Genomic DNA, 16,317 nt, shown 5'->3' with positions numbered 1-16,317 from the left:
TTATTCTTCTTCTGAATCTACGTTATGATACACTTGTTGAACATCTTCCAGGTCTTCCAAAGCATCAATCAATTTCTCGAATTGAGCTTGAGCATCTTCTGGGAGTGCCACATAGTTTTGTGGAAGCATGTTTAACTCAGCAACAGTAAATTCAGTGATGCCTGCATTTTTGAATACTTCTTGCACTGCATTGAACTGATCAGGCTCTGCATAAACAATAACTGCATCATCCTCTTCCAGCACATCGCGTACATCAAGTTCTGCATCAAACATCATTTCAATTACTTCATCAGCAGTTTTACCTTCCACACCTATAACGGCCGTAGAGTCAAACATGTAAGCTACTGATCCGCTGACACCCATATTTCCGCCATTCTTACTGAAGGTTGAACGGATTAATGGAGCTGTCCGATTAACGTTATTTGTGAGCGCATCAACGATGATCATTGAACCGCTAGGTCCAAATCCTTCATAACGAAGCTCTTCATAATTTTCTTCAGCGCTGCCTTTAGCTTTATCAAGCGCACGGTCAATGATCGCTTTTGGTACATTGTAAGTTTTTGCACGTTCTAATACAACTTTCAGAGCCCGGTTCGCTTCTGGATCGGGTTCACCCTTCTTTGCTGCTACATAAATCTCAACACCAAACTTTGCATAAACACGACTTGTGTTTGCGTCTTTGGAAGCTTTCTTTTCTTTAATATTATTCCACTTACGACCCATATTGTTCCCGCTCTCTTTCAACATGAATTAAAAACAATTGTTACTTATTATACCCTTCTTCGATAGCTCTAGTAAAGTGCAGTAGTAGGTTAATCCTCCAAGCTGTCACAATACGAATAGAAAAAGGCTTCTGATTCAATCAGGAGCCTGCTAATTTTTTATAGATTACTGCCATATTTCATCTGCAATCTCTTTAATAAACTGCAGTTTGTCCCATTGCTGTTGATCTGTCAGATGGTTTCCTTCTTCCGTAGAGGCAAAACCACATTGTGGGCTGAGGCACAACTGATTGATATCCACATATTGCGAAGCTTCTTTAATTCGTCCTATGATTTCTTCTTTATTCTCAAGCTCACCTGACTTCGAACTGAACAAACCTAAAACCACTTGTTGATCTTTAATAAATCTAAGGGGTGAAAAATCTCCGGCCCGATCCGTATCGAACTCCAGATAGAAACCATCTACATCCACCGTTCCGAATAACACTTCTGCGATAGGCTCGTATCCGCCGGATGTTGCCCAAGTGGACGCATAGTTTCCACGGCATACATGCATCGTAATTACCATATCTGCTGGATGATCTTTTATCGCTTCGTTATTTACAAATGCGTATAGCTTAGCGATTTCGTTAACATCTACACCCTCTTTTTGACGAGCTTCCCAATATCCTTTATCACAGAGCATCCCCCATGTGCAGTCGTCCAATTGCAGATTACGGCAACCTGCCTCATAGAAGTCGCGAATAACTTCACGATAAGCTGCAGCAATATCAGCCACTAGTTCATCCTGGTTGTTGTAAACCGCTACAGTAGTCTTTTGATTGCGCTGAAGTTCAGCAAGGAACTGCGCTGGCGAAGGAATCGTTTGGCGAGCTACTACATCATTTCCCGCTATGCTAACCAATTGTCTGTAGTCAGCGATCATCGGATGGTTAGTCCCACGGATTTTTCCGGATAATTCTGCAGTTTCCGCTCTGGTCTCTACACCATTAAACAGGTAGCCCACTGGGCTGACTTTCTTTGTTACCCCTTCAAGGCCCCACATAAAATCTAAATGCCACCAGGAGCGGCGGAACTCTCCATCCGTTACACCTTTTAATCCGACCGCTTTTTGTCTTTTCACGACTCTGGCAATCTCTGTATCTTCAACCTTGCGCAATTCATCAGCGGAGATTTCATTATTTTGATATTGGACACGAGCTCTCTTAATCGTTTCCGGACGTAAGAAGCTGCCAACGATATCTACTCTGAATGGCACTTCAGTTCTTTGTTTTCCTTTTTGGATAGTACTCATAGGGGTTCGTCCTCCTTCATTGTCTGTGCTTTTCTGTTGAATTCACTATAGCACTGTACAATCAGGACAGGGTAACTCCTAAAAACTATGGCCTACCATAAGCTTACGCTATAGCAGGCCACCGAATTAGCTTATTTAGTTATAACCAGACCTCTCGGGCGGTTTCGATCACAAGGCGTATTTTATCCCACTGCTCTTCTTCAGTTAGAATATTTCCTTCCTCCGTAGAAGCAAATCCACACTGAGGACTTAGGCACAGCTTCTCAATATCTACATATTGCGCGGCTTCTTCGATCCTTGCCTTAAGCTGCTCTTTACTCTCCAGACCGCCATGTTTGGTTGTCACTAATCCCAACACTACAAATTGGTCTTTAATAAATCGTAAAGGCTCGAAATCACCAGCTCGTTCATTATCATATTCCAGGAAAAAGGCATCAACTTTTGTATGGGAAAAAAGCACCTCGGCAACAGGCTCATAACCACCAGCTGCGAACCATGTGGAGCGGAAATTACCTCGGCATACGTGAAGCGCGATCGTCATATCATCTGGACGATTGGCAATGCTCTCGTTAATCAGCCTAACGTAATCCTTAGCCAATTGATCTGGATCTGTACCTCTACTTCGTAAATGCGCCCGATGTCTACCACTACACAGCGTTCCCCAAGTTGTATCGTCTAACTGGAGGTAACGGCAGCCTGCATCATAGAACGCTTGGATTGCAGTTCGGTAAACTGCAATAATATCTTGAAATAGGGTTTCTTGATCCGGGTAAACTTCATTCCCGTTAAAATCCTCCACAAAGTGAAATAAAGCGGGTGAAGGGATCGTCATTTTCGGAATTCTGTCTCCGGCCATTTGTTTCAAAGCGATAAATTGCTCGATCATTGGATGATCTTCAAAGGCAATTCGGTCCACAATTCGAAAAGATTCCGCGCGCTGAACCGCTTCCGCTCTTCCTTGATTTAAGTTAATCTTCTCAGTTCCTTTAATCCCTACAAAGAAATCGAGATGCCACCAGGAACGGCGAAATTCTCCGTCAGTGACCGCCAATAAACCCACATCTTTTTGCAGATCCAGTAATTTGGCGATTTCAATATTCTCAATTTCATGAAGCTGACTGCCCGTGATTTCACCATTGTCATATTGGAGGCGGGCTGCTTTAATCTCATCCGTTCGTAAGAAGCTGCCAACGATATCGTAGCGAAAGGGTGGAGCATTTCTCTGGGTGCCAATTACGGGTCTAATCATACCGATCCTCCTACTGCTATAGTAAAAAATGATTTAGATCAAAATAACTTCCTGAAACCAGGTCATTCAAAATCTCGATATACTTAGATGCCATTACACTCGGTCTGCGATCTTTATGCGCTATCCAGCCAACCGTAAATACTTCATTGCTCTCAAAAGGAATCGTCTTCAGTCCATCACCATTTAGATCAGACGCCAGAATTCCTGTGCCTACCGTATAGCAATCCGTACCCATTAATAAATTGGTCAGTGTCGCTCGGTCATTCACCTTAATATTCTTCTCAATTTGTGAAAAGCTTAACATTTCCTCTGAGAAGTGCAGAGAATTGTTCTCACCCTGTTCAAAAGTGATATAAGGGAACGGCACAATATCATCCTGAGTAATAACTTCTTTACGAGCCAGCGGATGTCCAGTTCGAACATAAAGATGCGGATCGGTATTAAAAAGTGGTGTGAATTTCAGATTGCCATCACTAAACAGTTTATTCATATGCTTATAGTTACTCTCGTTAATATAAAGAATTCCTAAATCACTACGCAAGGTACGTACATCTTCGATAATCTCGTAGGTTTGCGTCTCTCTCAAGCTAAAATTGTATTCTGAGACGTCATTGTGCTTCATGAGATTTACAAAGGCATCAACCACAAAGGCGTAGTGCTGCGTAGAGATAGAAAAATAGATCGGACTACGCTTTTTCCCAGTATAACGATTCTCCATAAGCTCCGTCTGTTCAATAATTTGGCGGGCATAACCCAGGAATTCCATTCCCTCAACGGAAATACTGATTCCACGGTTGGTCCGCTCAAAAATCGTAATCCCCAGTTCACTTTCTAACTCTTTAATGGCATTGGACAGGCTCGGTTGAGAAACAAAGAGCTTCTTTGCCGCCTCATTCATGGAGCCACTATTTGCAATTTCGATAGCGTAGCGGAGTTGTTGCAACGTCACTCCTATTCCCCCTGTTCCAGACCTGTTAGTTCTGTATTCTGTTTCATGCTAGGTGATATCGTAGCATAAATACACATCTCATTCCAAGATAATCCTTATTATGTGCTTAATAATGCATACTTATTGTGATCTCTTTTTCCCAGCATCAATCATGGCAGGATCTAGTCCCTTCCAAATATTCGGCATATCGACTTGCTCAGGGTGCTCAAATACAAGAAAAGCCGTAGGTAAATATCGTTCCCCATATTGAGAGGACGGCTTGTTCATAATCTCGTTGTCTTTTACCAGTACGGTAGAAGAACCTCCATCCAAATTGGCGGCAATCACTGCTCCATGCTTAAGAAGGATTTGCTGTACATCGTATAGATTTGCCCCAATACTATAAGTAGGTTGTCTTCCATCAATAACAACAAATATAATCGCTCCGTCAGCTCGCTGGCCCATCGCTGTTCTAGGTGCAATTCCCCAACCTTCCGCTGCATTCTTAATCAATCCTTTGCCATTGACGATTAGCCGTGGGCTAAAAGTAACTGCCTCCTGAACACCCATTTTACTAATCTCATCTAGTGTATAATTCCCGGCAACCATCTTCCCTTGTTTATCAAGACCAACGATTTGCGTGGATTTCTTGCCACCGAGACCGTTGTAATATAACTTACCTTGTGAGATCACAATACCGATAGGTTTAAATCCGTTACCTTTCCAGTTTGGATCAGCGAACCCACCACCGTTAACTCCAGCGATAGCGCCTGTACGTTTCACCATACTGGTTACTTTTTCACCTGAACCAATCTTATTAGGTATTCCTAGCCGGACTTTGGTTGGATCATTAACAATCATTACATATCCTGTATACCCACTGCCTGAGACATTTTCAATCTCGACAAGTGGTTTCTCAACCACCTCAGGTTCGGGAGCGATCGTATGTGTATCTATTTCGTCCCCCATCTCTTCAAAACGGGCGGTATATTCTGTTACCCGGTCCTTCAGTTGATCTTCCCCTATAATATATTTAGCCATATAGCGATGTTGTGTTGTTATTAGCGTGTCTGCGATTGTATAACGTAAGTTCTGAGCCGAGGGTGCAAAATAAAGCCATCCACCAGCAGCGATCATTAAGAATAAGCAGAATAAAAAAACTTTGGATAAGGTGCGAAAAAAACTCCGTTTCTTCCGCTTTTTCATTGGTTTCTTTACAGGTTTCTTATTGCGTGCATTGGAACGTTGAGGTAATGATGAAGTGCTCACTTCTGAGTATTCCTCCCTAAATATTACTAATTTGATAATATGTACAACTCGTCCTTATCATAGACGATGATTTTCGTTAAAAGTTTCTATTTGAGTAATAGTCATCATTTCAAAAACAAAAAAGAGCAGGTTTCCAAAGTTTTGGCTACCTGCTCACATATAGCTAATCAAATTCTAATGTCTTCCTACTCCACCGCCGCCGCTAGCGCTACCGCCGCCACCTGATGAGCCACCACCGCCGGAATAACCTCCTCCACCAGAAGAGCCACTATCATTGTTAGATCTGCTGCTGCTTGAAGAGCTGGAAGAATGTCTTCCTGCTCCTCCACCACTGCTGGAACCTCCACCACCATGGTTCTCGTTGCTTGAGGAATACCTTCCTGCACCGCCACCGTTAGTAGAGCCTCCGCCACCACTGTTTCCCCAGAAGCTTGACTGTGAGTTATTGGATGGTGTATTTCTATGATGATTATGATGGTGATGATAATAACGTCTGTGCCAGCGTCTGCCATAACCGTAATCCGCTTGACCATGCCAAGGACCATAACGGCGTATATTCCTTTGACTATATGGATTAAATGGCAAACCATACATTTCTATATATCTATTGCGTCGTGAAGCAGTAAATCCAAATAAGATGAGCGAACCAAAAATCGCTGAGAAAATTAGAAAAGCCTTGCTTTTACTAACCGCCTCACCTCCACTTGTAGCTGTAGTAGAGGAAGTACCAGAATTCGTTGTAGTTCCAGAATTAACATTGTTTCCGTTGTTTCCAGTGACTCCTTGCGGATGATCCGCTCTCGCTAACAAGAAACTGTAGAACGAATTAACTGTCGTTGTAGCTCCCGTTCCGTAATCTTTTTTCACAAATTGGGGTTCAAGCACGGTATTTAAAATATTACTAATAACCTCATTGGTTAAAACCTTGTCGATATCCTTGCCTTGTAGAACATGATAGTTGTCTCCGCTTATGTCCAATACAAGCATAACATCCTTAGGACCAGCACCTACCGAAGCAAACTTCATATAGGTATAGTCCTGCAATGTTTTATCTCCAGCATTTTTTACGGTGACTACATAAATTCCACTTCCGGTTGTTGTTTTATATCTGTTGCTGGAATCGTTCAGATAGTCTTTAGTTACTTTTTTGAGCACACCCGCATTATCGGATACGTAATTTTTGGTGCCAACATTTTCTGCCCAAGTGCCACCCATAGCTTGAATGAAAGCTCCATACGTCTTCCTAGCACCATTACTGTATGTTTTAGCTGCGAAATCCGGCTCAAGATATTGTGAAAGAATCTCTTTAATCTTACTGTTAGGCAATGATTCCTCTATACCTTTACCTTGTACCGCCCAGTAATCATCATCTTTTATAGAAAGGAGCAGCAGCAGACCGTTATTTTTATCCGCAGCCCCCACACCCCAGCTATTGAAAAGCGATTTTGCATACTCTTCCATCGAAACCCCTTCAGTAGAGTCGACAGTTACAAGCACAACTTGAGCTCCAGTAGCCTGATGTAAGCGAATACCGTAGTTCACCATGTAATTTTCTGCTTTCTCGTCAATCACATTCGCAAAATCATTCACATAAAATGACCCTGTATGCTTAGGTACAGCAGTTTTAGCTAAACTTACAGCCGGCAAAAGCAATACACTTAATAATAAGGCAGCAAGTGTGGTATGTAGCAGTATTTTTAGAGTTCTCGTGTTCATATGTACCTCCTGATCTATCATTATCTCTCTTATTTATCGGTTACGCGCGGTTAGCGGAATAGTTCCATTTTATTCTAAACTGGAAATTACACAACAGGAAAAACGGTTAGAGTTTGTTAGGCGGGTGATTTGAGGCGTGCAAGTCGCTTTAGGGGCAATCATCGTGTTGTGTTGATGGATCAAACTCAAGAGCATTGGAGTTTTGGAATCCTCCTACTGAGATAACATACTTTTCGCCGATAGATCGGACTCAGGAGACGTTATTTTGTTCATTTGCGGGTTTGCGGCAGGCTATCGGACTCAGTTGCAGCTATTTACTCAAAACCACACTGTTTATCCACAAATGTTGGCCAATAAGTGCTATACAGTCCGATACCTCGGCAAAATGAGCTTAAAAGGCGAAATAGGTGCAATACGGTCCGTAACACACTGAACTTCCTTGGCCACTTGAGATAATGGGAGGCTTGGAATCCTCCTACTGGATAACATACTTTTCGCCGATGCATCGGACTCAGGAGACGTTATTTTGTTCATTTGCGGGTTTGCGGCAGGCTATCGGACTCAGTTGCAGCTATTTACTTAAAACCACACCACTTATCCATAAATGTTGGCCAATAAGTGCTATACAGTCCGATAACGCAGCAAAATGAGCTTAAAAGGCGCAATAGCTGCAATACGGTCCGTAACACACTGAACTTCCTTGGCTACTATACAAAATTGGAGTTTTGGATTCCTCTTAAACTTCTTAGTTACTTGAGTACCCGTTATCTGGAAATATACAGCCAATACTCCAACAACAAAAAGGCTCAGCCTATAGCTGAACCTTTTGCTTGCTTTTTAAAGCCAATTAGTTGGAGCTAGCGCTCATGTTCCGTTAAAAATCAAACAGCGTAGTGGTTAAGTAACGTTCACCGGTATCCGGCAGAATCACCACGATGGTCTTGTCCTTATTCTCAGGACGCTTAGCGATTTGTGTAGCTGCGTAAACAGCTGCTCCGGAGGAGATACCCACCAGCAATCCTTCTGTTCGCGCAAGAGCACGTGATACGCTATAGGCATCATCATTTTTTACCTGAAAAATCTCATCCACTACTTCATTATCGTAATTCTCAGGAATAAAGTTTGCTCCAATGCCCTGAATCCCATGTCCCTTAGGACGGCCCCCTGATAAAACAGGGGAGTCAAACGGCTCGATGGCGACAATTTGGACTGCGGGGTTCTTTTCTTTCAACGCTTTCCCAACACCCGAAATAGTGCCTCCAGAACCAACACCCGCTATGAAAATATCAACATCTCCATCGGTATCCCGCCAAATTTCCTCTGCTGTAGTCGTTCTGTGTATTTCCGGGTTCGCAGGATTGCTGAATTGTTGAGGAATAAATGAATTTGGAATTTCCGCAGCTAATTGTTCTGCCTTTCTTACAGCTCCGCTCATTCCTTCAGTTCCCGGTGTTAACACAAGCTCAGCACCTAATGCCAGCATTAATTTACGGCGTTCAATACTAAATGTATCTGGTAGGACGATGATCAGTGAATACCCTAAGCTAGCAGCTGCAAAAGCAAGTCCTATCCCAGTGTTTCCACTAGTAGGCTCAATAATGACAGAATCTTTATTAATGAGACCTCTCTCTTCCGCGTCTTTGATCATTGCATACCCAATACGATCTTTAACACTACCTGCAGGATTAAAAGATTCCAGCTTGGCAAGAACCCTTGCTTCTACGTTTTGGGTTTTACTATACTTTGAAATCTCTAATAACGGTGTATTTCCGATCAGATCGGTTAAGCTCTTATAAATATTAGCCATAATGATCCGCACCTCATTTCTTAATTTCCAATCAAATTACTCTGTATTAAGTCTAGCAGGATTTAAAGGATTTACAACCTATTCATTCTTAGTAGTCGCAAACTTGAGGCCTTTAATTCGTACTACGTCTAACCGAAACACTTGACTCTCGCACGATTAATCGCGGATCAAGCTGCACCCTTTGATACTCCCCGGTAATATTATCCTGTATACGTTGCAAAAGAAGCTGTGTGGCTAATCGTGCCACTTCATTCCCCATGATGGAAACTGAACTAATCTGAGGCGTTGTGATAGTTGTCCATGCGTTATTATCTACCCCAACCACCGCCACATCTTCTGGAACACGAACGCCTAATTCTTTAAATCGATTCACAATACCTATGGCCACCATGTCATTCACTGCATAAATAGCGTCCGGCATATGCGTCAGGCTGTAGAAATAGTCAGCGGCTTGTAGTCCAGTTTGCAAGGAAAAGTCTTCGCCAAAATAAACAAGCGAAATATCCACTTGATTTAAAGCTTGCTGATAAGCAAGATAACGATCTTCAATAAGATCTTTTTGTACCCCTGCATATGCAATTCTAGAACGACCGATATTGATTAAATGCTCCATCACTAATTGTCCTTCAAAACGTGACAAACTAACGACGTCAGCTTTCACATTTTCTGTGATTCTTTTCCCGTAGTTAATGATGGAGACCGGAACACTCGATTTATTAATTAACTCTACCATGGTCTTTGGATAAGCGAGAGGCATGATAATGAGTCCATCTACATGTAATTTTTTGACCTCACGAATCGTTTCGAGCTCAGTGCGCGGGTTGCCAGAAGTATTAATTTGAATTACCCGATAGCTATGTTGTTTGGCGGCTTGCTCTACGGACCAGGCGATATCCGGAATAATTGCGTTGCGAATGTCAGGAACGGCCAGAGCAATCTGCTTCGTTTGGCGGATTTTGAGGCTTTGCGCAGAGGTATTTGGAGTGAAACCCATCTCCTCAATCACTTGCAGTACCAGCGCCTTAGTCTTGGAACTAATTCCCTCTGAATTATTAATGGCTCTTGAGACAGTAGCAATACCTACCCCCGCCCGTTTCGCTACATCCTCTATGGTTACTTTGTTTTTATTAGCCACTCTGATAGTCCCCTTATTTCCGGAATCGTTTTCGTATTGATCTCTATTCCACACATCTAAAATCAAAATTCCCATGTAAAGATTATAACATAATAGTACATAGAAGAATACTTATCTCAGCGACTACTGCGAGCCTAAAGGCTTGATATAACTCTATTTTAGTGAAATATTTCACTAATTTTCGATATTAATATTTTCATTATTTAAATTTGACAATATGAAAATTATGTGACATATTTGTTCTCGGAAACGTTTCCTCTTTTACAGAAATAAAATACTATTTATTATCAATTATTAATCTAGGAGATGAATGATATGCAAGCATTAAGATGGCATAACGTCAAAGATCTACGGTTAGAAACGATTGAAGAACCAGCAGCCCTTGAAGGAAAAGTGAAAATCAAAATCGAATGGTGCGGAATTTGTGGCAGCGATCTTCACGAATATGTAGCCGGCCCTATTTTCATTCCCCAAGGAACAGATCATCCCCTTACTGGTGAAAAAGCTCCAGTCGTAATGGGACATGAATTCTCTGGACAAATCGTAGAAGTAGGTCAAGGCGTTAGCAAGTTTAATGTTGGTGATCGCGTCGTCGTCGAGCCTGTTTTTGCATGTGGTGAATGTGTGGCTTGTCGACAAGGTAAATATAATCTTTGTGAAAAAATGGGCTTCCTAGGTTTGGCTGGTGGTGGCGGTGGATTCTCAGAATACGTCGCAGCAGACCAACATATGGTGCACAAAATTCCAGACAGCTTATCCTATGAACAAGGTGCTCTGGTGGAACCTTCTGCCGTTGCTCTACACGCTGTTCGTTCCAGTCAACTGAAGGTTGGAGATAAAGCTGTAGTATTCGGTGCTGGCCCAATCGGTTTGCTGGTCATTGAAGCTTTGAAAGCATCCGGCGCAGCTGAAATCTATGTGGTAGAACTTTCCGAGGAACGTAAGAGTAAAGCTGAAGAACTTGGTGGTATTGTAATCGATCCTAAACAATATGATGTGGTCGAAGAAATTCAAAAACGTACCGATGGTGGCGTAGATGTTGCGTTTGAAGTGACAGGTGTACCTCCCGTTCTAACCCAAGCCATTAATTCCACTAAATTGAGTGGACAAATCATGATCGTTAGTATTTTCGAAAAAGATGCTACGATTACTCCAAACAATATCGTACTTAAAGAACGCAACTTAACTGGTATCATTGGTTACCGTGATGTTTTCCCCGCTGTAATTAGCTTGATGGAACAAGGGTACTTCCCTGCTGAAAAACTTGTTACTAAGAGAATTAAACTGAATGAAGTGATTGATCACGGGTTTGAGGCTCTTTTGAAAGAAAAAAATCAAGTGAAAATCCTTGTAAGTCCTAAACAATAACCATAAGCAGCCTATTGGCTGAATCATAAAAGAAGGCGCTGCCCCAAGCAGCTCTTTTTAGAATTTGTAGCGGTCTATGTTATTAAAAAAACAACCAGGCAGCGATTCTCCGGGAATTGGAGTATCACTGCCTGGTATTTTTGATCTGTTGGGGGCTTAAGCAAATCTATGGGCAAATCCTTATACACTCTGACGTAACTCGCTTAATCATCCGCTGATCTACCAAAGTATATTTATCCTCACTAAGCAGGAGTTGCAAGTCTGATGCCTTGAAGAAATCCTTTCAGACAGAACGTAGCTTCCGGTGCATTCCCTCTTGGTATACTTCTGGTACCGAAATTAAAGGATTCGAATGAGATAATGGAGAGTGATATAGGGTAAATGTGAAATAACTGCATTCTGTACACTTATTCCGTATGCAAAAGTAACTATTCTTGTTTTAATTGTATTCTGTACAATTAAAACCCTGAAAATCCACCTATAAGGAATTAAATGAGGAATATAGATGTACTAAATACAGTTATATCTATGCCCCGATCAATTAAGGAATTATAGTTGTACAAAATACAATTAAACGCTCACTCTGCTTTAACAAATTGCTTCCGTCACCACTCTGATTCCTCAATTATAGATGAAGTGTAGCTCCCTATGGAACGGCCCCTAGCCCGTTTGTTTGCTTCATCTATACTTATGCGTATTTATCATTTATCAAATAATGCAGCTTCTCTTTTACAGCAGGCCATTCGGTATCCAATATGCTAAAAACCACATTATCATGAATCGATCCGTCAGACTTGATTCTATGCTTGCGCAGAACCCCTTCTTTAACCGCCCCTATTCGTTCTACTGCTCTTTGTGACCTCAAGTTGTTCGCGACCACTGTAAATTCTACGCGGATCAGCTTTAGTTCTTCAAAACAATAGTGTAGCAGCAGCGACTTGCCTTCTGTGTTCACACTAGTTCTCCAATAGTCTGGTGAGATCCAGGTACATCCAATTTCAGCGTTACGATGAACCAAATCCGGATGCATAATACGAGTGGTTCCGATAATTCGCTCCGTTGCTTTATCAATGATAGTAAAGGTAATTTGTGAACCGTTCTTTTGATTCGCTAAAGCTGTTGAGATTAATCCTTGCACCTGCTCGTCCGACGTTATTTTTCGCCAGGTAAATTCCCAGATGTCTGGATTTCTTAACACTTTCGCCAATCCTTCTGCATGACTTTCATCTATTGGAACCAGCTTAATCGATTTCCCGTCAAGTATTACAGTATTCATAACACTCATTTGGTGCACCGTTCTCTCAATGAAATATGCTGAATGATATCTGCAATTTCTTCCACACGAAAGGCGATATGGTCTGCTCCGGCTTGTTCAAGCTCCTCCTTGGGACCATAACCAAAAGTCACTCCAATAGATTCGACACCACAGCCAATAGCACCGATGATATCATGCTTACGATCTCCTATCATTACCGCTTCCTCTGGATGTATGTCATTCTCATCAAGCACGTACTGAATAACCTCTTGCTTCTTAGAACGGGTACCGTCCAGATTACTTCCTCCGATATGTTTGAAATAATGATCGAGCTTATAATGCTCAAGAATCTGTGCTGCAAAAACAGTCGGTTTGGAGGTTGCTACATACAATGAGTATCCATTCGTCTTAAGTCCCTCCAGCAATTGGGGTATACCTTCAATCACCATATTCTCAAATAATCCCGTGGCACTGTAACGCTCCCGGTAAAAAGCAACCGCTTGAAGCGCTTGTTCCTCAGTGAAATGGTGCAGCTCGATAAATGAATCATATAACGGAGGACCTATGTAAGGAAGAAGCTCATCCAAATGTTCGATCTGTATATCAAATTTGTTCAAAGCATATTCTACGCTTTTGGTGATGCCTTCTTTGGGGTCTGTTAAAGTACCATCTAAATCAAATAAAATGTTTTGTAATCCACTTCCCACGGTTGTCTTGCTCCCCTCGACTGTTATTATTGCATATATTTATCATACCTTCGTTTCCACATACTTTCCACATACTTCTCGAATACGATAAGTAACCGAAGCTATTACATATTATCGGAGGAGTATCTTATGAACATGACGCATTACATGTCTTTGCTAGCGGACAACCAGCCTTGGAACTTGATTATATTCATGGCAATCCCCGTGATTTTCGCTGAGACGATTACCATTACAGAGTTTATTATTTTGTTCACCAAGAATCTAACAGGCCCGCTACGATCCTTCAACAAAGTCTGCAGCATACTCGCAGGGATATATTTCACAGGTGTATTCCTCTACTTGTTCCTAACTGCGTTTATTCCTTTGTCTGTGAATGGGGATTGGCACACATGGGTTGATATCGTAGCCGTGGGCTTCTATTTAAGCGGAGTACTCTTCTTATTGCCACTAGCTTTGTTAGATCTTGGTCTGATTGCCCGTAAACGATCGGAAGAGCACAAGATGAAGCTGCATTTTCTGCTTATTAGTGGATTCTTGGTCGTGGCGCATATCGCGATGATATTCGGGATGATTAATCCGGAAATTGTGGGCAGTATGAGTGGGATGGGCGATATGATGCATTAAAGTTTATTAACATAACGTAATCTAAGTCAAAAAGCAGATCAAGGATAAACCCTTGATCTGCTTTTTTTATCGCACCGGTCATCCCGCGTTTTGTACAGTTACCACAGTACGCTTCTTGCGTAATAAAAACATCAGTGGAAATCCAAACAACACAATAATGGAACCCACCACAAAAACATCATTCACCCCCATCGTGAACGATAGCAAACGTATCGAATCTGTATTACTTGCACCGGAGCTGATCAACTCTTTAGAGTGGAGTAAGGATCTACTCGACAGCAGGGAGGTGAATACTGCAATCCCAAGTGAGCTTAACACATTGCGGACCCAGTTGTTGATCGACGTAGCATGCCCAGACCATTCGACAGGAATTTCCTCCATTGAGGCTGTACTGCTTGGAACATTGGCTAGTCCAATGCCGAGATTACGAACGACCATCGCCCACATAATAAAGCTATAAGATATGTTCGTTTGCAGTCGACTAAGCATGAATAAACCGATGAATATAAATAAAATACCCGCAGAAATCAACTTCACAGGTCCGAACTTTGGATACAGCTTACCTACGACTGGACTCAGCAAGGCAAGGAGGATCGAGGACGGCAATAAAATCAGCCCTGTTTTAAGCGTTGTAGCCCCTTCTACCGTTTGTAAGAACAAAGGGGTTAAGTAAGTTCCGGCATACATCGCAATCGTAACCAAACTATAGATACTTAGCATGGCGGTAAAACGGCGATTACGGAATACACGCAAATTCAGCAGAGGTACCTCCGCCTTCAGCTCGCGCAAAACAAACAAAACTAACAACACAACCCCCAAAAGGATTAATGATAAGGTTTTCCATGAAGTCCATCCCCAGCTATTGCCTTGGCTAAATGCAGTTAATAATGATAAACTACCGAGGACAACCGTAAGGAAACCAGGAATATCAAATGACTTCGGAATATTCATTCGATAATATGGAATTAACGTTAGGGTTAGAATAACAGCTATGATTCCAATAGGGATGTTAATTAAGAATAACCAATGCCAGCTGGCATATTGGAGCAGCCACCCGCTAAACGTTGGTCCTATGGCTGGCGCGACCATCGCGGATAACGACCAGAGGCTTACTGCAAAAGGTCTGCGTTCTCCCGGTACTACTTGAAATATGATGGTCATCGTACAAGCCATGATGAGACCGCTGCACGAACCCTGAAGCATCCGAAATACAATTAACGATGTTGGATCCCATGCCAAAGCACAAAGCAAAGAGAACATGGTGAATCCCATCAAGGCGAAAAGATAAAGCTTTTTGTAGCTGAATCTTCCTCCAAGATATCCGGCGAGTGGTGCGGTTACTCCTGTCGCCAGCATAAAACCCGTGACCATCCATTGCATGGTGTTCAGACTCGTATTGAAATGATCCATTAAAAGAGGAACAGCAATGTTGATCGTCGTTGTACTTAAGACAGAGACGAAGTTTCCGAAGAATATGGCAATCATGATCGGCCAAAAATGTATTTTGCTTGCTTGATTTTCTTCCATGCTTCCCCTCCTCATTATTTTTATATGTCTACTTTTACATATATAAGGTGACTTGAATAATGTTATAATCGTATGATCAATATGTCAATGATGACATATCCCCGAAAAATTCAATGAAAACGGATTTATAATAACTGGAGGGCTTTATAGTAATGAATACACTGTCTTATGGACTTCTAGCTTTACTTAGCGCTAACTCATTGTCTGGATATGAATTAACTCAGAATATCAAGCCGCTCTGGCGTGCTGGACATAGTCAAATCTACCCTCTATTAATGAGCATGGAGCAGCAAGGTTATATCACCTTTAAGCTCATTGAACAGACCGACAAACCGGATAAAAAAGAATACTCCATTACGGAAGCAGGACTGGAGCAATTGCGGCAATGGGTGGAAACTACTGCAGAGCCACCGGTGCTCCGGGATGAACTGCATTTTAAGCTGTATAGCTTATGGCTATCCAACCCGGATGAAGCCAAGGACCTATTGCTAAAACGTGCAGAGTTTTGTAAAAGTGAGCTGGAGCGATACAAGGTTTTGCTCAAAGCAAACGAAGTCTTGCGTGATGAACGCGGTGAGACTCGTGAGTTAAAAGCCACCACTTTTGGACGTTATTTATTGATCCGCAAACGTGTGCTTGATATGGAGTGCTCTATACAATTTTGCGAATGGGCACTTGAAGAGCTTGAGTCGAATAAATAACATTATAAACAAGCA

14 protein-coding genes are annotated in these 16,317 nt (G+C 42.1%); 3 read left to right on the top strand and 11 right to left on the bottom strand.

The genetic code is table 11. The features are described from left to right. From MKZ09_RS16670 to MKZ09_RS16635, 8 genes are all read right to left on the bottom strand, one after another. Positions 1–723, bottom strand: a complete 723-nt coding sequence (locus MKZ09_RS16670; protein WP_036678376.1) for a YebC/PmpR family DNA-binding transcriptional regulator — start codon at positions 721–723, stop codon at positions 1–3. Between the two features lie 165 nt (positions 724–888). Further along, on the bottom strand, positions 889–2,016 hold the full coding sequence (locus MKZ09_RS16665) for a 5-methyltetrahydropteroyltriglutamate--homocysteine S-methyltransferase (protein WP_076204122.1): 1,128 nt from the start codon (positions 2,014–2,016) through the stop codon (positions 889–891). A gap of 139 nt (positions 2,017–2,155) precedes the next feature. Then, positions 2,156–3,265 carry a 5-methyltetrahydropteroyltriglutamate--homocysteine S-methyltransferase gene (locus MKZ09_RS16660; RefSeq protein WP_076134991.1) on the bottom strand — a complete coding sequence of 370 codons (1,110 nt, stop codon included), beginning with the start codon at positions 3,263–3,265 and terminating at the stop codon, positions 2,156–2,158. Positions 3,266–3,281: 16 nt separating this feature from the next. Continuing rightward, positions 3,282–4,214 carry a LysR family transcriptional regulator gene (locus tag MKZ09_RS16655; RefSeq protein ID WP_076204126.1) on the bottom strand — a complete coding sequence of 311 codons (933 nt, stop codon included), beginning with the start codon at positions 4,212–4,214 and terminating at the stop codon, positions 3,282–3,284. 120 nt (positions 4,215–4,334) lie between these two features. Beyond that, positions 4,335–5,462: a phosphodiester glycosidase family protein gene (locus MKZ09_RS16650; RefSeq protein ID WP_076134994.1), complete on the bottom strand. Its 1,128-nt coding sequence runs from the start codon at positions 5,460–5,462 to the stop codon at positions 4,335–4,337. A gap of 174 nt (positions 5,463–5,636) precedes the next feature. Further along, entirely contained in the window at positions 5,637–7,178 is a 1,542-nt protein-coding gene (locus MKZ09_RS16645) for a TPM domain-containing protein (protein WP_076204129.1), read from the bottom strand. An 874-nt stretch (positions 7,179–8,052) separates the two neighbouring features. Continuing rightward, a complete protein-coding gene (cysK, locus tag MKZ09_RS16640; RefSeq protein WP_076129370.1) occupies positions 8,053–8,985 on the bottom strand; it encodes a cysteine synthase A in 933 nt (310 codons plus the stop codon). Positions 8,986–9,097: 112 nt separating this feature from the next. After that, positions 9,098–10,120: a LacI family DNA-binding transcriptional regulator gene (locus MKZ09_RS16635; protein WP_076204132.1), complete on the bottom strand. Its 1,023-nt coding sequence runs from the start codon at positions 10,118–10,120 to the stop codon at positions 9,098–9,100. A 315-nt stretch (positions 10,121–10,435) separates the two neighbouring features. Here MKZ09_RS16635 and MKZ09_RS16630 point away from each other — a divergent pair, with 315 nt between their 5' ends. Further along, positions 10,436–11,488, top strand: a complete 1,053-nt coding sequence (locus MKZ09_RS16630; RefSeq protein WP_076129368.1) for a 2,3-butanediol dehydrogenase — start codon at positions 10,436–10,438, stop codon at positions 11,486–11,488. Between the two features lie 688 nt (positions 11,489–12,176). Here the strand turns inward: MKZ09_RS16630 and MKZ09_RS16625 are convergent. Beyond that, entirely contained in the window at positions 12,177–12,773 is a 597-nt protein-coding gene (locus MKZ09_RS16625) for a GNAT family N-acetyltransferase (RefSeq protein WP_076205979.1), read from the bottom strand. After that, on the bottom strand, positions 12,770–13,450 hold the full coding sequence (locus MKZ09_RS16620) for an HAD family hydrolase (protein ID WP_076205976.1): 681 nt from the start codon (positions 13,448–13,450) through the stop codon (positions 12,770–12,772). The genes MKZ09_RS16625 and MKZ09_RS16620 overlap by 4 nt, the downstream gene beginning before the upstream one ends. A gap of 129 nt (positions 13,451–13,579) precedes the next feature. Here MKZ09_RS16620 and MKZ09_RS16615 point away from each other — a divergent pair, with 129 nt between their 5' ends. Next, entirely contained in the window at positions 13,580–14,074 is a 495-nt protein-coding gene (locus tag MKZ09_RS16615) for a DUF6803 family protein (RefSeq protein ID WP_076205973.1), read from the top strand. A gap of 78 nt (positions 14,075–14,152) precedes the next feature. Here the strand turns inward: MKZ09_RS16615 and MKZ09_RS16610 are convergent, their stop codons facing one another. Continuing rightward, entirely contained in the window at positions 14,153–15,601 is a 1,449-nt protein-coding gene (locus tag MKZ09_RS16610; RefSeq protein ID WP_076205971.1) for an MDR family MFS transporter, read from the bottom strand. 152 nt (positions 15,602–15,753) lie between these two features. Here MKZ09_RS16610 and MKZ09_RS16605 point away from each other — a divergent pair, with 152 nt between their 5' ends. Beyond that, positions 15,754–16,302, top strand: coding sequence for a PadR family transcriptional regulator (locus MKZ09_RS16605; protein WP_076135017.1), 549 nt, complete (start codon positions 15,754–15,756; stop codon positions 16,300–16,302). Positions 16,303–16,317: the final 15 nt, after the last annotated feature.

Source organism: Paenibacillus sp. FSL R5-0908 (assembly GCF_038006245.1).
In the GTDB taxonomy this organism is placed as follows: Bacteria; Bacillota; Bacilli; order Paenibacillales; family Paenibacillaceae; genus Paenibacillus_AQ; species Paenibacillus_AQ odorifer.
Note: the sequence above shows the minus strand (reverse complement) of the source record. Positions and strands in the feature narration are given on the sequence as shown.